Here is a 17,935-nt window from a genome sequence, read left to right on the forward strand (position 1 = left end):
CGCACTCCCGCGCACAACATCAGCTGAGAAGGGGGTCCCTCGCCCCACAGCGGAGGCACCCCCTTCTCAGCTGATGTTGTGCAGCGCATCCGCGCACACCCCGGTCACTCCGCCGGCAGCGGCCCGTCCGTGAGCACCAGCCGCAGCTCGTCGAGCTGCACCACGGTCGGATCGGTCGCCAGGTACTCCTCGACCCGCGGATCCAGCGGGAAGCGCGCCGACTCCTCGATCGCGATCGCGACGATCCCCTCCGACGCCGGATCCGTCGTGTACCGATCGCCGATGTAGGGCACGTAGACCCCCGACGACATCCCCTGCACCAGCACCAGCCCGCCGTCGAGCCCGCGCTCGTGCAGCGCGCCCGCCACCCGCGCGATCCCGGTCGGCCGCTCCTGCGCGATGCCGACGGAGGTCGCCGCCGCGATCACCAGCGAGGCCACCAGCAGCAGGACGCCGACCGGCCGCGCGATCCGCCATGGCAGTGCGAGCCCGTCCCGCAGCGCCTCGGCGATCCCCATCCCGGCCAGTACGCAGAGCAGCCACGCCCATGCCACGTAGTAGTGCGGCAGCGCGACCGCGCTGATCAGCAGGTGGAAGACCAGCAGGAGCAGTGTCGCGCCCGCCAGGTACAGCACCAGCGCCCGCCGCCGCGGCGCGAGCAGCGCCAGCAGTCCGCCGAGCACGAGCACGGCGAGCGCCGCCGGACCGACGCCCGACAGCATGAACCAGAGGTTCGCCCACCACGGCGGGAAGCGGTACGGCGCCCCCGCGACGTCGATCATGTGCCCGCTCGCGTTGTGCTCGCTCTGGAAGTCGAGCAGGTAGCGGATCGCCTCGACCGGGTGCACCGGCAGGTAGGCGAGCACCGCGGTCACGAGGAAGGCGAGCGCGAAGGCCGCGAAGCCCCGGAGTGCCCGGCGGCGGTCGCCGATCAGCAGCAGCGGCACGAGGAACACCGGCGCCAGCGCCAGGGTCGTCAGCTTCGAGGTGACCGACAGCGCGAAGAGGACGCCGGCGACGGCGATCAGCCGGCCAGTGCGCTCCCCCGCCGCCCCGCGTCGCGCCCAGGCCCAGGCGGCGGCCATCGCGGCGACCGCGAAGAGCACCATGAACGGCTCCAGGAGCGCGAGCCGGTCGATCCGGGTGCCGCCGGTCGCGGTGGTCCGCGGGAAGAGGAGGAACAGCCCGGCCGGGATCAGCGCGAGGACGGTGCCGAGCTCGCGCTTCAGCCAGAACCAGAGGATGACGCCGGTGAGGAGGGTCGCCGCGCCGGCCGCGATCCGCCCCGCGAGCAGGCCCTCGCCGAGCAGGACCTGCGCGAGTCCGATCAGGTACTTCGCGGTCGGCGGGTGCTCGAGGTTGGGCGTCATGTCGCCGTGCAGGTAGCTCCAGCCGGCGGAGAGGTAGACGGGCTCGTCCGAGGAGATGTTCGCGGCGCCGAGGTTGCCGAAGCACTGCCAGAGCGCCCAGAGCAGGGTCGCGAGGACGGCCGCGGCCGTCGCCGTGCCGGTTCCGCGTGTCGTGCCGACGGCCCGCGCCGTCTCGCTTCCGCGCGCCGTGCCGATCCCCCGCTCCACCCGGCCGATCCTAGGCGGTGCCCGATCGACGGGAAGGACGCCCGGAGGCCGCCCCCGAGGGCCGACCGCCCGCCCCGGTAGGATCGTCGCGCATCCCCACCCTCTCTCCTGGAGCCTCCAGCACATGGCAGACAGCCGCACCGCAGACGCCCGCATCGCCGTTCCCGACACCACCGCGAACGCGGCCGTCACTCCCGAGAAGGAGCAGCCCTACGCGGCGCTGGGGCTGAAGCCCGACGAGTACGCGAGCATCCGCGAGATCCTCGGCCGGCGCCCCACGAGCGGCGAGCTGGCGATGTACTCGGTGATGTGGAGCGAGCACTGCTCCTACAAGTCGTCGAAGATGTACCTCCGCCAGTTCGGGCAGAAGGTCTCGCCTGCCATGAAGAAGAACCTCATGGTCGGCATGGGCGAGAACGCCGGAGTGGTCGACGTGGGCGAGGGCTGGGCCGTCACCTTCAAGATCGAGAGCCACAACCACCCCAGCTACATCGAGCCGTTCCAGGGCGCGGCCACCGGAGTCGGCGGCATCGTCCGCGACATCATCTCGATGGGCGCCCGCCCCGTCGCCGTGATGGACGCCCTGCGCTTCGGCGACATCGACGATCCGGACACCGCCCGCGTCGTGCACGGCGTGGTCGCCGGGATCTCCTTCTACGCCAACTGCCTCGGCCTGCCGAACATCGGCGGCGAGACGTACTTCGACTCCGTCTACCAGGGCAACCCGCTCGTCAACGCCCTCGCGGTGGGCGTCCTCCGCCACGAGGACCTGCACCTCGCCAACGCCCGCGGCGTCGGCAACAAGGTCGTGCTCTTCGGGGCGCGCACCGGCGGCGACGGCATCGGCGGCGCGTCGATCCTCGCCTCGGACAGCTTCGCCGACGGCGGCCCGACCAAGCGCCCGGCCGTCCAGGTCGGCGACCCGTTCGCCGAGAAGGTGCTCATCGAGTGCTGCCTCGAGCTGTTCCGCAAGGACCTCGTCGAGGGCATCCAGGACCTCGGCGCGGCCGGCATCTCCTGCGCCACCTCCGAGCTCGCCTCGAACGGCGACGGCGGCATGTTCATCGAGCTCGACTCGGTGCTGCTGCGCGATCCCTCGCTGACGGCCGAGGAGATCCTGATGTCGGAGTCGCAGGAGCGGATGATGGCGGTCGTCCGCCCCGAGAAGCTCGACGCGTTCCTCGAGGTCGTCCGCAAGTGGGACGTCGAGACCAGCGTGCTCGGCGAGGTCACCGACTCCGGCCGCCTGATCATCAACTGGCACGGCGAGGAGATCGTGAACGTCGACCCGCGCACCGTCGCCGTCGACGGCCCGGTCTACGAGCGCCCGATCGCCTACCCCGCCTGGCTCGACGCCCTGCAGGCCGACTCCTCCTCGCGCCTGCCGCGCTCGACCGAGGGCGACGCCCTGCGCGCCGAGACTCTCGCGCTGCTCGGCTCCGCGAACCTCGCCGACAAGAGCTGGATCACCTCGCAGTACGACCGCTACGTGCTCGGCAACACCGCGCTGAGCTACCCCGACGACGGCGGCATGGTCCGCGTCGATGAGGAGTCCGGACTGGGCTTCGCCGTCGCCACCGATGCCAACGGCCGCTGGTGCCAGCTCGACCCCGCGCAGGGCGCGCGCCTCGCGCTCGCCGAGGCGTTCCGCAACGTCGCCGTCACCGGAGCGACCCCCGTCGCCGTCTCGGACTGCCTCAACTTCGGCAGCCCGGAGAACCCCGAGGTGATGTGGCAGTTCCGCGAGGCCGTCGGCGCGCTCGCCGACGCCTGCCTCGAGCTCGAGATCCCCGTCACCGGCGGCAACGTCTCGTTCTACAACCAGACCGGCGACGTGCCGATCTTCCCGACCCCTGTCGTCGGCGTGCTCGGCGTCATCGACGACGTCGCCCGCCGCATCCCCTCCGGCTGGCAGGACGAGGGCGACAACGTCTACCTCCTCGGCGTCACCCGCGACGAGCTCGACGGCTCCGCCTGGGCCGGCACCGTGCACGACCACCTCGGCGGGCGTCCCCCGCAGCTCGACCTCACCGCCGAGAAGTCGCTCGCCGAGCTGATCGCGGCCGGCTCGACCGAGTCGCTGATCGCCTCCGCGCACGACCTCGCCGACGGCGGACTCGTCGTCGCGCTGGCCGAGTCCGCGATGCGCTTCGGCGTCGGCGTGCGGATCTGGCTCGACGAGCTGATGGAGCGCGACGGCGTCGACGCCACCGCCGCCCTCTTCTCGGAGTCGACCGGCCGCGTGCTGGTGTCCGTGCCGCGCGAGGACGACGTGAAGTTCCGCGGGCTCTGCGAGGGCCGCGGCTACCCCGTGCTCCGGATCGGGGTCACCGACGCCGAGTCCCCCGTCGTCGAGGTCCAGGGCCTCTTCACGGTGCCGCTCGAGGAGCTGCGCACCGTGAACGGCGCCGTGCTGCCGTCCCGCTTCGCCTGACGCGGGGCGGCTCCGCTCCGGAGCCCGCCCCACCCTCCAAAAGTTGCGGTAGTCGCGCTCGACTACCGCAACTTCGGAGGACTCGCCCGCACCGCCCGCCGGGGCACCCGCCCGAGCCTCCAGAAGTTGCGGTAGTCGCGCGCCGCTACCGCAACTTTCGAGGAGTGGGGCGGGCGAGTCTCCGCGGGTGCGTCGCGCGTGCGCAGAAGTTGTCGTACTCGGGAAGCGCGTACGACAACTCTTGAGGAGTGGGCGCCGGGACCGGAGCGCGGGTTCCGGGATTACGGAATGTTTGCAATAGTGGAGGCATGACCTCCGAACGTGACCTCGCCGGCGAGCTCGACGAGCTGCGGGAACGGCTCGAGCGGCTCGAGGGGGCCGCGCTCGTCGCGACGCCCGGCAGCACCGCGGCCGCCCCGGCGCAGGACGACCCGTTCTGGGCGCTCAGCGCGCTCAAGGAACGCCTGCCCTCGCCGGGCGGAGTCGTGTTCGCGGGTGCCGTCGCCACTCCGGCCGGGCCGGTCGAGTGGCAGTACGGCCTCAGCACCGACGCGTTCTTCGAGCGCGACTGGGGGTCGAGCCCGGGCCCGGCGGCGCTGGCCGCGCTGGGCAGCCCGGTGCGCCTGCGCTTCCTGCAGGCCGTCGCGGGCGGAGTCGAGACGGTCGCGCAGCTCGCCGAGAGCGAGGGTGCCGGCACGACCGGCCAGATCTACCACCACGTCAACCAGCTGGTCGCGGCGGGCTGGCTCGAGGCGCGAGGGCGCGGGCGCTACGGCATCCCGCCCGAGCGGCTGGTGCCCCTGCTGACGATCCTTCTCGCCGCAGGAGGTCCCCGATGAGAACCCGAACCCGCCTGATCGCCGCCGCCGCGGCCGTCGCCGTGCTCGCCGGAGGGGTGCTGCTGCGCCCGCCGGCGCCCCGGCTCTCGGACGAGCGCACCGGCGACGCCGCGATCGCCCAGTGGCTGTCCGAGCAGGCCGACGGCACGCGCGACCGGCTCGTCGCCGCGGTCGTCACTCCCGACGGCGTCCGCTTCGCCGGACTCGGCGCCGACGAGAGCACGGAGGTCGAGATCGGCTCGGTGACCAAGACGATGACGGCGCTGCTCCTCGCGCAGAGCGCCGACGCCGGGACGGTCGCCCTCACCGATCGCTTCGGCGACCACGCGGAGCTGGGCGGCTTCGACGGCACGCTGGAGGAGCTGGCGAGCCATCGCTCCGGGCTCCCGCGCCTGTCCTCGGCGCCGCTCGACCTGGCGGCGACGCTCGTCGCGCAGCTGCGCGGCGTCGATCCGTACACGACCTTCTCGCCGGACGACGTCCTGCGCCAGGCGGCGAGCGCCGGCGGCGGGACGGACGAGGTCGCCTACTCCAACCTCGGTGTCGCCGTCCTGGGGCAGACCCTCGCCCGGGCGGAGGGAGCCGACTACGCCGACCTCGTGCAGGAGCGGATCTTCACGCCGCTCGGGATGACCGGCAGCTCGGCCCCCGTCTCGGCGGACGCCCTCGCGCCGGACGCGCCCACGGGCTACTCCGAGAGCGGCCGCTCGGTCGGCCCGTGGACACTCGAGGGCTACGCACCGGCCGGAGGCGTCCGCTCGACCGCCGCGGACATGGCGCGGTACGCGAGCGCCCTGCTCACCGACGACCCGGCGCTCGGCGTCCCGGCCGCGACCGTCCTCGAGCCGCGCTTCGACGCCGGCGACGGCGACCGCATCGGCCTCGCCTGGTTCACCTCCCCGGCGGCGGGCGGCGGCTCGACGACCTGGCACAACGGCGGCACCGCCGGCTACGCGACCATGCTCGCGATGGACCGGGAGCGCGGCGTCGCCGTCTTCGTGAACTCGAGCACCGCGACCTCGGTCGACGCGCTCGGCCTCGACCTGCTCGCCCACGTCCTGGAGGAGGAGGCATGATCCTCGCCACGCTGATCGCCCTCGCCGTCTCGGTCTTCACCGTCGGCCGCTTCGCACTCGGGAGCATCCCCTCGCGCCGCACGGCGAAGCACCTCGACCGCGATCGCCTGCGCGTGCTCACCCGCGGCGTCGAGTCGGCGCTCGTGCTGCTGCTGGTGCGGGTGCTCGCCGACTGGACGCTGGTGACCCTCGTGCCGTGGTTCGCGCTCGTGGCGCTGGCGGCGGCCGGGGCGTTCGGCGCCGTGACGCGCTGGCACGCCCTCCCTTGGCTCGAGGACCCGGCGAAGCGCCGCGCCCGGACCACCGGCTTCGCCGGCACGGTCGCCCTCTCGGCCGTGCTCGTCGGCGTGATCGGGCTCTGACCGACGCGCCGCCCATGGTGGTCGAGCAGCCCCGCAGGGGCGTATCGAGACCAACGGCCGGCGGCAGGGCCGGCTCAGCCGGCCTGGGTCGGCAGCGGCTCGGGCTCGGCGTTGTCGAGGACGCGGCCGTTCTGGTCGCCGACGGTCAGGACCGTCGATGGGCTGAGGTTGAGGGTGTCGCCGCCGAAGAGGCTGGTCAGGGTGACGCCGTCGCGGCGCACGGAGTTGAGGGCGTCGAGGTAGTCGGGGCTCACGCAGAAGCGGTCGGCGATCCACGCCGGGTTGTCACCCGCGGCGACGACATAGGCGGCGGGCGTGCCGTCGGTCGCGGTGCGCGTCGTCCCGGCCGCGCCCTCGCGGGTCCCCCGGTCGCGCACGACCTCGAGGTCGACGTCGCCGATCGAGCCGCCGCCGGCCAGGTCGGAGATCACGCACTCGCCGGTCGCGGCGACGGGCACCGGCGCGAGCGAGACGCTCGGCACGGGACGCGGACCGGCGTCGGCGCTCGGCGCACTCGTGGCGGTCGCGGAACTCGCCGCACCGGCCTCGGCGGTCGGCGCCGCGTCCGGGATGTCGGCCGCCGACGTGCAGCCGGCGAGCAGGAGGGTGCTCGCGAGCACGATCACGATGCGCTGAGTCGTCTTCGATGCCACTCCCAGACTCTAACCCGCAGCGCGATTGACCTCCTCCCCCGCTGAATCCCATCGCCGACGCCTGTTGGACACCGGGCCCGCGACGGCGTCAACTGGAGGCATGCAGTACACGAATCTCGGCCGCACCGGTCTGTCCGTCTCCCGCGCCGTCCTGGGCACCATGAACTTCGGCCCGGAGACCAGCGAGCCCGACTCGTTCGCGATCATGGACCGCGCGCACGAGCTCGGCGTCAACTTCTTCGACACCGCGAACGTCTACGGCGGCGAGGGTGGACGCGGCGCGACGGAGGAGATCGTCGGCCGCTGGTTCGCGCAGGGCGCCGAGCGCCGCGAGCGCACCGTCCTCGCGACCAAGCTCTACGGCGACATGGAGCAGCACGCCGCTCCCGGCGCCGAGCGCGGCCGCGACTCCTGGCCCAACGGCGGGCGGCTCTCCGCCCTCAACATCCGCCGCGCGCTCGACGACAGCCTGCGCCGCCTGCAGACCGACCACATCGACCTGTACCAGTTCCACCACGTCGACCGCACGACGCCGTGGGACGAGATCTGGCAGGCGATGGAGGTCGCGGTCCAGCAGGGCAAGGTCCTCTACGTCGGCTCGAGCAACTTCGCCGGCTGGCACATCGCGCAGGCGCAGGAGGCGGCGCGCGACCGCCGCTTCACCGGCCTCTCCTCCGAGCAGTCGATCTACAACCTGCTCGTCCGCGACATCGAGCGCGAGGTCCTGCCCGCCGCCCAGCACTACGGGCTCGGCGTCATCCCCTGGTCGCCGCTGCAGGGCGGCCTGCTCGGTGGCGTGATCGAGAAGACGGAGTCGGGCAGCCGTCGCGCCTCCGCCCGCTCGCTCGAGGCGATCGAGAAGAACCGCCCCGCGCTGGAGCAGTACGAGGCCTTCGCCCGCGAGCGCGGGATCGCGCCGGGGGAGCTCGCGCTCGCCTGGCTGCTGCACCAGCCGGGCGTCACCGGTCCGATCACCGGGCCGCGGACGATGGAGCAGCTCGAGAGCGCCGTCGCCGCCGTCGAGATCGCGCTGGAGCCCGCGGACCTCGCCCGCCTCGACGAGATCTTCCCCGGGCACCGCACGGCGCCGGAGGACTACGCCTGGTGAGCCGCCTGTCCGCGGGGCGCTCGCGGACGTCGACATCCACAGCTTCCATGCTGATCGAGTAGCCCGCGCAGCGGGCGTATCGAGATCCACCACCGCCGGAAGCCGAGTCTGCAGACCCCCCTCCGGACAGCGGCGGGTCTCGATACGCCCCTGCGGGGCTACTCGACCAGCGTGAGGACCACCCCCGCCCGGAAGACGAGCACGCGGTGACCACCCCTACCCAGAAGACGAGCACGCGGCGACCACCCGCCTCACCGGAAAGAGACCCCATGAAGCAGCGCAGCATCGGCGACATCAGCGTCGGCAGCATCGGACTCGGCGGCATGCCGATGTCGATCGAGGGCCGCCCCGACCGCGAGCGGTCGATCGCCACGATCCACGCCGCCCTCGACGCCGGCGTCACCCTCATCGACACGGCGGACGCCTACCACCAGGGCGGCGACGCCGACCTCGGCCACAACGAGCTGCTCATCGCCGAGGCGCTCCGCGGCTACGGCGGCGACACCTCCGGGGTGCTCGTCGCCACCAAGGGCGGGCACCTCCGCCCCGAGCCGGGAGTCTGGACCCAGGACGGCCGCCCCGAGTACCTCAAGGAGGCGGCCCGCGCCTCCGCGCAGCGCCTCGGCGTCGACGCGATCGGCCTCTACCAGTACCACCGCCCCGACCCGGAGGTGCCCTACGCCGACTCGATCGGCGCGCTCGCCGAGCTGCTCGACGAGGGAGTGATCCTCCGCGCCGGCATCTCGAACGCCGACCCGGACCAGATCCGCGAGGCGCACGGGATCCTCGGCGACCGCCTGGTCTCCGTGCAGAACCAGTTCTCGCCGAAATTCCGCTCCAGCGAGCCGGAGCTCGAGCTCTGCGCCGAGCTGGGCCTCGCCTTCCTGCCGTGGAGCCCGCTGGGCGGCATCACCTCGGCCGCCGAGCTGGGCACATCGTTCGCGGCGTTCGCCACCGTCGCCGAGGCGCACGACGTCTCGCCGCAGGTGGTCTGCCTGGCCTGGGAGCTGGCGAAGTCGCCCACCGTCATCCCGATCCCGGGATCGTCGCGCCCCGAGAGCATCCGCGACTCCGCCACGGCGGCCGACCTCGAGCTGACCGCGGAGGAGCTCGCCTCGCTCGACTGAGCGCGGCGGATCTCGATACGCCCGCTGCGCGGGCTCCTCAATCGATATGCGGGGCCCGCCCCGCCGGCCGTCGGTCAGCGGGCGGCGGCGGCGGCCGGCAGGGCCGCGACGAAGGCGCGGGCCGCGGCCGTCGGCCGCTCGGGGAGGGCGACCATCGTGCGCCAGACGAGCAGCGGGTCCTCCAGCGGCACCGCGCGCAGGCCGGCCGGACGCTTCTCGGCGAAGTGCGCCGGCACGACCGCCACGCCCATGCCGTACTCGACGAGGTCGAGCAGGGTGTGCACGTCGTTCACCTCGAGCTCCACCTCGAACGCCAGGCCGTGCGCGGCGAACGCCTGGGCGGCGAGGTGGCTCGCGCCCCAGTGCTCCTGCAGGCCGACGATCGTCTGCCCCTCGAGGTCCGGGATCCGGCACACCGGCCGGTCGGCCAGCGGATGCTCCGGATGCGCGAGCACCGCGAAGCCCTCGCTGGCGAGCGGCCGCGTGACCACTCCGGCCGGCACCGCGCCGATGTCGGCGACCAGCGCGAGATCCAGCCGCCCGCTGCCCACGGCGTCCAGCAGCGTGCCCGAGCCGTCGTGGGTCAGCCGCAGCCCGACGCCCGGGTGCTGCTCCCGGAAGGTCGCGAGCTCGCGCGGCAGGTGCACGCCGCCGAGGCACTCCTCGGTGCCGACCGCGAGACTCCCCCGCAGCACGCCCTGCACCGCCAGCACGGCGTCGCGAGCGGCGAGCGCGCTGGCGACCGACTGCTCCGACTCCGCGAGCATCGCCCGGCCGGCCGGCGTCAGCTCGACCCGGCGGGTGCTCCGGGTGAACAGCGGGCTGCCCAGCTCGCTCTCGAGCGCCCGGATCGACGCCGACAGGCCCGACTGCGAGATCTGCAGGGCGCTCGCCGCGCGGGTGAAGTGCTGCTCCTTCGCGACGGCGAGGAAGTGTTCGAGCTGGCGCAGTTCCATGGGTCCATCCTCCTCGCGCGCGGGCACCACCGGGACCGGTTGCGCCGGCGGCTCAGCGCCCGACGGCTCCGCGCCCGGTGGCTCCGCGCCCGGCGGACCGGCCCACCCGGCCTAGCGCTCCGCCGAGATCGCCAGCACCACGTCGGTGAGCGTCGCCCGGAGCCGCTCGAGCGCGGCCTCCTCCGAGTCGCCCTCGAGGATCGAGGTCTTCACCGCGTCGTCGTAGCTCGCGATCAGCAGGCGGACGGCCGTGGTCGGCGCCAGCGAGAAGTCGCGGTGCACCTGCTGCAGCGCCCCCCGCACGATGTCGACGAGGGTCGCGTCGAAGCCCGCCCGGAAGGCGCTGTACTGCGGAGCGATCGCCGCGTCGCGCAGCGCTAGCAGCTCGAACTCGGACTGCACGACGCACCAGCGCCGGCTGTCGGTGAACGGCCCCTGCAGGAAGTCGAGGATGACGACCGCGAGCGTCTCGGGAGTCAGCGGCTCGTCCGATTCGGCGACCTTGGGGATCGTGCGCCCCATCTGCTCGACCAGGCCGTCCAGGCGGGCGCCGTTCTCCCGCTGCATCAGCGCGAAGAACAGCTCCTCCTTCGTGGAGAAGTTGGAGTAGAAGGCGCCGCGGCTGAACCCCGCGCGCTCGCAGATCTGCTCGACCGAGGCCGTGTGCACGCCGGTCTCGGCGAAGACGTCGTACGCGGCGTCGAGGAGCCGCTCGCGCGTCCGGCCTCTGCGGGAGGTCTCGACGGAGTCGGTCATCCTGAGTCCTTCCCGGGCGGGCGTCGGCGGTGTTGAGATACATCACTGTATCGGATACATTCGCGTATCGGATACGTTCGTGTATCGAGCACGGTCGTGCATCGTGCACGTCGCCTCCCGCGCGTTCGTGCTGACGGCACGACCGCGCTCTCCGAGCACAGAGTCGTGTCCCTTTCCGCTCCCCCGTCGTCAGGAGACACGCGTGTCGTCGATGCTCTACCGACTCGGCCGCTGGGTGTTCCGCGCCCACCGGCTGGTCGCCGTCCTCTGGCTCGCCGTCGTCGTTCTCGCGGGCGGTGGCGCGCTGCTGCTCAACCAGGGCACGGACAACACGTTCTCCATCCCCGGCACCCAGTCGCAGACCGCGCTGGACCAGCTCGAGCGCACCTTCCCCCAGGTCAGCGGCACCTCGGCGCGCTACGTCGTCGTCGCGCCCGACGGCGGCAGCGTCGAGGACGCGGACATCAGCGGCCCGGTCGGCGAGGCGGTCACCGCGCTCGAGGCGATCGACGGCGTCGCCGCGGTCACCGACCCCTACTCCGACACCGTCGAGGGCACGATCTCCGAGGCCGGCAACGCGCTGGTCATCACCACGCAGATGGACGGCTCCGCCACCACGACCTCCGAGGCGTCGCGGGACGCGCTCCAGGCCGAGGCCACCACCCTCCAGGACGCGCTCCCCGCGGGCGCCGTGGTCTCGCTCGGCGGCGACCTCTTCTCCCAGAGCCTGCCCGGCGTCACCGTCACCGAGGGGATCGGCCTCCTCGTGGCGCTGGTCGTCCTGGTGCTCACCTTCGGCTCGTTCCTCGCCGCCGGCATGCCGCTGGTGACCGCGCTGCTCGGCGTCGCGCTCTCGATGTCCGCGATCTTCATCGCGACCCGCTTCGCCTCGATCTCCTCCACCACGCCGCTGCTGGCGCTGATGCTCGGCCTCGCGGTCGGCATCGACTACGCGCTCTTCATCATCAGCCGGCACCAGGACCAGCTGAAGCAGGGCATGGCGCCGGAGGAGTCGGCCGCCCGCGCGACCGCGACCGCCGGCTCCGCGGTCGTCTTCGCCGGCCTGACCGTCATCATCGCGCTCGCCGGCCTCTCGGTCGCGGGCATCCCGTTCCTCACCACGATGGGCATCGCGGCGGCGGGCGGAGTCGCCATCGCCGTGGTCATCGCGCTCACGCTCACCCCCGCGCTGCTCGGCTTCGCCGGCGAGCGCCTCCGGCCGAAGGAGCGGAAGGCGAAGAAGGCCGCGGCGAAGAAGGCTGCCGCGACCTCCGGCGCCGAGAAGGCCGCCGTGGCCACCGGCGCCCACACCGACCCCGACGCCGCCGAGGACGCGACCGCCCCCTCCCCGGGCTCGCACGTGCACGCCGAGGTCCCGCGCGGCTTCTTCCGCGGCTGGGTGCGCGTCGTCACCCGCTTCCCGATCCTCACGATCATCGCCGTCGTCGGCGTGCTCGGCATGGCGTCGATCCCGGCGCTGAGCCTCCGCCTCGCCCTGCCCGACGCCGGCTACCAGGCCGAGGGCACGCCCGCGCGCGACACCTACGACCTGCTCGCCGAGAACTTCGGCCCCGGCTACAACGGCCCGCTCATCGTCACCGGCACGATCATCGGCTCGACCGATCCGCTCGGCCTGATGGCCGACCTCAAGACCGAGATCGAGGGCCTGGACGGCGTCGCCTCCGTGCCGCTCGCCACCCCGAACGAGACCGCCGACACCGGGATCATCCAGGTGATCCCCGAGGGCGGCCCGGACTCCGAGGCCACCAAGGCGCTGGTCGCCGAGATCCGCGACAAGCACGACTACTTCGAGGAGACCTACGGGGTCGACCTCGCGGTCACCGGGCAGACCGCGGTCGGCATCGACATCTCCGACACCCTCGCGAACGCGCTGCTGCCGTTCGGCCTGCTGGTCGTCGGGCTCTCGCTGGTGCTGCTGACGATGGTCTTCCGCTCGCTCTGGGTGCCGCTCAAGGCGACGCTCGGCTACCTGCTCTCCGTCGGCGCGTCCTTCGGCGCCGTCGCGGCGGTCTTCGAGTGGGGCTGGTTCGCCGACGCCCTGCACGTGGACAAGACCGGCCCGATCATCAGCTTCATGCCGATCATCCTGATGGGCGTGCTCTTCGGGCTGGCGATGGACTACGAGGTGTTCCTCGTCTCGCGGATGCGCGAGGACTACGTGCACGGCCGTCCGGCCCGCGCGGCGGTCGAGTCGGGCTTCGTCGGCTCGGCGAAGGTCGTGACCGCGGCGGCGATCATCATGTTCTCCGTCTTCGCGGCGTTCGTGCCGGAGGGCGACACCAACATCAAGCCGATCGCGCTCGGCCTGGCGGTGGGCGTGTTCGTCGACGCCTTCATCGTCCGGATGACGCTGGTGCCCGCGGTGCTGCACCTCCTCGGCGACCGCGCCTGGCACATGCCGCGCTGGCTCGACCGGGTGCTCCCCTCCTTCGACGTGGAGGGCGAGGGCCTGACCAAGGAGCTCGCGCTCGCCGACTGGCCCGAGCCCGGCGCCACCGACGCGGTCGCGGCCGAGGGGCTGTGCCTCGACGGTCCCGACGGCCCGGTCTACCGCGACGTCGACGTGCGGGTGCCCGCGGGCGGCGCGCTCGTCGTGCACGGCCCGCACCGCTCGGGCCGCACCGCGCTGCTGCTGACGATCGCGGGGCGCCTCGCCCCCGACGCCGGCCGGCTCAAGGTCGACGGCCTCGTCGTGCCGATCCGCTCCTCCGCGGTCCGCGGGCGCGTCGGACTCGTCCGGCTCGCCGGCGCGGTCGATCCGGTGGCCGAGGTGCGCGCGGCGCTCGAGACGGCCCCGCCGCTGCTCGTGCTCGACGACCTCGACACCGTCACCGACCCGCAGCTTCGCGACGGCATCCGCGCCGAGCTCGACCGGGCCCGCGCGAAGGCCGCGCAGAAGGAGCACTCCTTCACGGTGATCGCCTCCTCCGTCGACGCGGACGCGCTCGACGACCTCCTCCCCACCGACCGCGGCGAGCTCGCGGTCTCCCCCGCGGCCGAGCGCCGCGCTATCGCGAAGGTCCGCTGACAGATGGCTCTCTTCTCCCTCGAACGCCCCCGCGGCGTCAAGAAGGTGTCCTGGGTGACCCTTCTCGGCATCGTCCTCGTCCCGCTCGTCATCGGCGGCCTGCTCGTCTGGGCGCTGTGGAACCCGACCGAGCGCCTCGACACCATCACGGCCGCGGTCGTGAACGAGGACACCCCCGTCGAGCTCAACGGGCAGACCGTGCCGCTCGGCCGCCAGCTCGCGGCCGGGCTCGTCACCGGCGGGGAGACGGACGCGGCGACGCCCGCGCCCTCCGCGTCCGGCACTCCGTCTCCCTCCGCGAGCCCCGCGGCGAACGTCTCGGGCTCCGACTCCACCGGCAACTTCACCTGGGTCCTCACCGACAAGGACGACGCGGCGAAGGGCCTCGCCGACGGCAGCTACGCGACCGTCGTCACGATCCCGTCCTCGTTCTCGGCCGCCGCGACCTCCTACGCCGGAGACGCCGCCGCCGCGACGAAGGCCACGATCGACATCGCCACCAGCGAGAAGGCGAAGCTCGTCGACGACGCCATCTCGGCGACGGTCACCAGCACGGCGACGGCGCTGCTGAACACGCAGCTGACCACCGCGTACCTCGAGAACATCTACGTCGGCTTCAACACCCTGAACGAGCAGATCGGCCAGGCGGCGGACGGCGCCGGCACCCTCGCCGACGGCGCCGACCAGCTCGGCACCGGCGCGTCGACGCTCGCCGACGGCACCAGCACGCTCGCGGACGGCATCGACGACCTCGCCACCGGCGCCTCCGGCCTCTCCGGCGGAGTCGCGCAACTCGGCACGGGCGCGTCGTCCCTGGCGGACGGCGTCGCGCAGGTGGGCACCGGTGCCTCCGACCTCTCGGGCGGCGTCTCGCAGCTCGCGAGCGGCGCGCAGCAGTCGGCCGACGGCGCGACGCAGCTCGCGACGGGAGCGGGCTCGCTCGCCGACGGCCTCGACGGTCTCGCCGCGGGAGTCTCGGCGCTGGGCGACACCGCCGCGACCGCCTCCGGGCTCGCCGCCCGGTCCGCGACCACCACCGGCACCTCGCTCGGCACCATCGCCGCGCTCGCGCAGTCCTGCGCCGCGACCGACCCCGTCTGCGCCGCCATCCTCGCGGAAGCCGGCAGCCAGCTCGACACCACGAACCAGGCCGGCGCGCTCTACCAGGCGGGCGCGACCGCTCAGTACGCCACGGGCATCTCGGCCGGCATCAACGACGGAGCGAACGGTCAGCCGTCGCTCGTCGCCGGGACCGCGCAGTCGGCCGCCGGAGCGCGCGGCGTCGCCGACGGAGCGACCGCCCTCGCGGGCGGCCTGAGCCAGCTCTCGACCGGCGCCGCCACGGCCGCCGGCGGAGCGTCGCAACTCGCCACCGGCGCCGCCTCCGCCGCCGACGGCGCACGCCAGCTGGCGACCGGCGCGACCTCGGCCGCGGACGGGGCCGCGCAGCTCTCGACCGGCGCCTCCTCGGCGGCCGACGGAGCACGACAGCTCGCCGACGGCGCGGGCGGAGTCTCGGACGGCGCCCTCCAGCTCGCCGACGGCACCCGCTCGCTCGCGACCGGCCTCGACGCGGCCGTCGCCCAGCTGCCGACCTACACGGAGTCGGAGTCGCAGAACCTCGCCGACGTCGTCTCCGACCCGGTCGAGAACTCGAGCGGCAGCACGGACCTCTTCGGAGCGTCGAGCGTGCCGTTCTTCGCGACGATCGCGCTCTGGCTCGGCGCCCTGGCGACCTTCCTCGTGCTCGCCGCGTTCTCGCACCGCGCGCTCTCCTCGACCCGCTCCTCCGCGGCGCTGGCGCTGTCCTCCTACGTGCCGGCCCTCGTGATCGGACTCGTGCAGGGCCTCGCCGTCGCGATCGTGATGAGCGCGGTCGCGAGCCTCGACCTCGTGACCTGGTTCGGCTTCGCCGCGCTGGCGATGCTCGCGGGGGCGTCGTTCGCCGCCGTGAACCAGGGCCTGGTCGCCCTGCTCGGCGGGCTCGGCCGCTTCGTCTCGATGGTCGCCGCGGTGATCGGCCTCGGCGCCGGCATCATCTCGACGGTCCCGGGCGTCTTCGACGACGCCCTCGCCTTCCTGCCGCTCTCCGCCGCGCAGAACGCGCTGGCCGGCGTGGTCGAGGGCACCGGCGGCGTCGCCGCCGCCGTCGTCGGCCTGCTGATCTGGCTGCTCTTCGGCCTCCTCCTGACGGTCGCCGCCATCGCCCGCCGCCGCGTCACCTCGGTCCGCGCCCTGACCCGCCCCGTCGAGGCCTGACCCCTCCCCTCCGCGAGATGCCACTTGTGCACGCGACACGCCGTGTCGAGCGTGCACAAGTGGCATCTCGCGGGAGGGGTCAAGACGTCCAGCATCACGGAGCGGCCGCCGCAGGCGCCTCCCAGGCTGGTCGAGCAGCCGCCGAAGGCGGCGTATCGAGACCCGCCGTCCTCAGCAGGCCGCGTCTGCAGACTCCACTCCTGACGCCGGTGGATCTCGATACGCCCGCTCCGCGGGCTACTCGATCAGCATGAAGCGGGGGCCGCTCGGTGAGCGGCCGCCCACCCTGTCGGGCGGGCACCCTCCGATGCTGGTCGAGCAGCCGCCGCAGGCCCGCACCCATCCTGGTCGAGTAGCCCCGAAGGGGCGTATCGAGACCCACCCGAGCGAACCCGCCGAGAGCGTCAGTCCGCCGCGCCGCTCGCGATCTGCTCGTGGTGGTGGATGACCTCGGCGACGATGAAGCCGAGGAACTTCTCCGCGAAGGCCGGGTCGAGGTGCGCGTCCTCCGCCAGGGCCCGCAGCCGAGCGATCTGGCGCGACTCGCGGTCGAGGTCGGCGGGCGGCAGCCCGTGCGCCGCCTTCAGCCGCCCGACCTTCTGGGTGAACTTGAAGCGCTCGGCGAGCAGGTGGATCAGTGCCGCGTCGATGTTGTCGATGCTCTGACGGATCTGCTCGAGCTCGGCCAGCGCCTCGGCGTCCGACCCCTCGCGCGACGGTTCCTCGATCATGCCTCCGACCCTAACGGACGGGCACGACGCACTCCTGCCGTGGCAGACCTCCGGCTCGCGGAGGCACCTCCGGCACGCCGAAAGCCGCAGTTCCCGCGAGCCCGACCCGTCATCACGAGCCCGAGTTCGACCCCCGCCAAGCTCCGGCACGCAGAAACACCCCGGGCACGCGAAATCTCGCGATTTCCACGAGCCCCAGCCAGAATCGCGAGCCGAAGCTCGACCCCACCGACCCCCGGCACGCACAAACGCTTCCGGCACGTCGAATCCCGCGATTCCCGCGAGCCCGAGCCGGAATCACGAGCCGAAGGCGGCGGCACGACGAAGGCCCCCGCCCGTCACCGGGCAGGGGCCTTCGAGGAGAGGCGGCGTCAGTCGACGATGTTGAGGACGACGTCCACGTTGCCGCGGGTCGCGTTCGAGTACGGGCACATGGTGTGCGCCTTCTCGGCGACGGCGTGCGCGTCCGCCGAGCTCGCCTTGGGGACATGGATGTCGAGCTCGACCGCGAGGCCGAAGCCGCCGTCGTCGTTCTTGCCGATCGAGACGCTCGCCGACACCTGCGCGTCGGTGGTGTCGATCGAGAGCGCCTTGCCGGAGCCGTGCAGCGCGCTGAGGAAGCAGGCCGCGAAGCCGGCGGCGAAGAGCTGCTCCGGGTTCGTGCCCTCGCCGGAGCCGCCGAGCTCCTGGGGCGGGCGGGTGTCGAGGTCGAGCCGGTCGTCCTCGGTGCGGACGTGGCCGTCGCGTCCTCCACCGGAGGCGTGGGCGATGGCGGTGTAGAGAGCATCCATCCCTCCATCACACCACTGCGCGGCCGGGAGCGGGGTGAGCGTCGGGTGCACGTCCTCTCGACATCGCCGGCGCTCGGCACGGCCCTCACCCGGGAAGAGCCTCCGAACCGCGCCGTCCGGCCGTCAACCCCCTCCCGGCTCCGCGTCACCGGGTGTCGCCTGGAATCACGCATCCGGCGCACGCCGGAGAACCACCGGCGTCATCGCCGGGAGAAGG

The 17,935-nt window shown here is 73.2% G+C and carries 14 protein-coding genes; 8 read left to right on the top strand and 6 right to left on the bottom strand.

Translation table 11 applies throughout. The features are described 5' to 3' along the window. Window positions 1-104 precede the first annotated feature (104 nt). The gene (locus MT351_RS04460) at window positions 105-1,577 is read right to left on the bottom strand and encodes a glycosyltransferase family 39 protein (RefSeq protein ID WP_243581365.1); all 1,473 of its coding nucleotides are present in this window, start codon (window positions 1,575-1,577) and stop codon (window positions 105-107) included. Window positions 1,578-1,701: 124 nt separating this feature from the next. Here MT351_RS04460 and purL point away from each other — a divergent pair, with 124 nt between their 5' ends. From purL to MT351_RS04480, 4 genes are all read left to right on the top strand, one after another. Further along, window positions 1,702-4,011 carry a phosphoribosylformylglycinamidine synthase subunit PurL gene (purL, locus tag MT351_RS04465; protein WP_243581366.1) on the top strand — a complete coding sequence of 770 codons (2,310 nt, stop codon included), beginning with the start codon at window positions 1,702-1,704 and terminating at the stop codon, window positions 4,009-4,011. Between the two features lie 308 nt (window positions 4,012-4,319). After that, entirely contained in the window at window positions 4,320-4,850 is a 531-nt protein-coding gene (locus MT351_RS04470; RefSeq protein WP_243581367.1) for a helix-turn-helix transcriptional regulator, read from the top strand. Continuing rightward, window positions 4,847-5,926 carry a serine hydrolase gene (locus tag MT351_RS04475; RefSeq protein ID WP_243581368.1) on the top strand — a complete coding sequence of 360 codons (1,080 nt, stop codon included), beginning with the start codon at window positions 4,847-4,849 and terminating at the stop codon, window positions 5,924-5,926. Before MT351_RS04470 ends, MT351_RS04475 begins: the two co-directional genes overlap by 4 nt. After that, on the top strand, window positions 5,923-6,288 hold the full coding sequence (locus MT351_RS04480) for a hypothetical protein (RefSeq protein ID WP_243581369.1): 366 nt from the start codon (window positions 5,923-5,925) through the stop codon (window positions 6,286-6,288). The genes MT351_RS04475 and MT351_RS04480 overlap by 4 nt, the downstream gene beginning before the upstream one ends. A 74-nt stretch (window positions 6,289-6,362) precedes the next feature. On the opposite strand, the gene MT351_RS04485 is transcribed toward MT351_RS04480, so the two are convergent. Next, window positions 6,363-6,941, bottom strand: coding sequence for a hypothetical protein (locus tag MT351_RS04485; protein WP_243581370.1), 579 nt, complete (start codon window positions 6,939-6,941; stop codon window positions 6,363-6,365). A 100-nt stretch (window positions 6,942-7,041) separates the two neighbouring features. On the opposite strand from MT351_RS04485, the gene MT351_RS04490 reads away from it, so the two are divergent. Then, complete coding sequence (locus tag MT351_RS04490) at window positions 7,042-8,049, top strand: aldo/keto reductase (protein WP_243581371.1); 1,008 nt, start codon at window positions 7,042-7,044, stop codon at window positions 8,047-8,049. 269 nt (window positions 8,050-8,318) lie between these two features. Beyond that, entirely contained in the window at window positions 8,319-9,176 is an 858-nt protein-coding gene (locus tag MT351_RS04495; RefSeq protein WP_243581372.1) for an aldo/keto reductase, read from the top strand. Between the two features lie 74 nt (window positions 9,177-9,250). Here the strand turns inward: MT351_RS04495 and MT351_RS04500 are convergent, their stop codons facing one another. Continuing rightward, entirely contained in the window at window positions 9,251-10,132 is an 882-nt protein-coding gene (locus MT351_RS04500; RefSeq protein ID WP_123736273.1) for a LysR family transcriptional regulator, read from the bottom strand. Between the two features lie 111 nt (window positions 10,133-10,243). Then, window positions 10,244-10,888, bottom strand: a complete 645-nt coding sequence (locus MT351_RS04505) for a TetR/AcrR family transcriptional regulator (protein WP_123447102.1) — start codon at window positions 10,886-10,888, stop codon at window positions 10,244-10,246. Window positions 10,889-11,090: 202 nt separating this feature from the next. On the opposite strand from MT351_RS04505, the gene MT351_RS04510 reads away from it, so the two are divergent. Both MT351_RS04510 and MT351_RS04515 read left to right on the top strand, forming a co-directional pair. Further along, complete coding sequence (locus MT351_RS04510) at window positions 11,091-13,937, top strand: MMPL family transporter (RefSeq protein ID WP_243581373.1); 2,847 nt, start codon at window positions 11,091-11,093, stop codon at window positions 13,935-13,937. A gap of 3 nt (window positions 13,938-13,940) precedes the next feature. Then, window positions 13,941-16,196, top strand: coding sequence for a YhgE/Pip domain-containing protein (locus MT351_RS04515; protein WP_243581374.1), 2,256 nt, complete (start codon window positions 13,941-13,943; stop codon window positions 16,194-16,196). A gap of 404 nt (window positions 16,197-16,600) precedes the next feature. Here the strand turns inward: MT351_RS04515 and MT351_RS04520 are convergent, their stop codons facing one another. Both MT351_RS04520 and MT351_RS04525 read right to left on the bottom strand, forming a co-directional pair. Further along, window positions 16,601-16,927: a chorismate mutase gene (locus MT351_RS04520; protein WP_132437413.1), complete on the bottom strand. Its 327-nt coding sequence runs from the start codon at window positions 16,925-16,927 to the stop codon at window positions 16,601-16,603. A gap of 371 nt (window positions 16,928-17,298) precedes the next feature. Beyond that, window positions 17,299-17,718, bottom strand: coding sequence for an organic hydroperoxide resistance protein (locus tag MT351_RS04525; protein ID WP_132437412.1), 420 nt, complete (start codon window positions 17,716-17,718; stop codon window positions 17,299-17,301). Window positions 17,719-17,935 lie beyond the last annotated feature (217 nt).

The sequence above is a fragment of the Rathayibacter sp. VKM Ac-2926 genome, assembly GCF_022815565.1.
GTDB lineage: Bacteria > Actinomycetota > Actinomycetes > Actinomycetales > Microbacteriaceae > Rathayibacter > Rathayibacter festucae.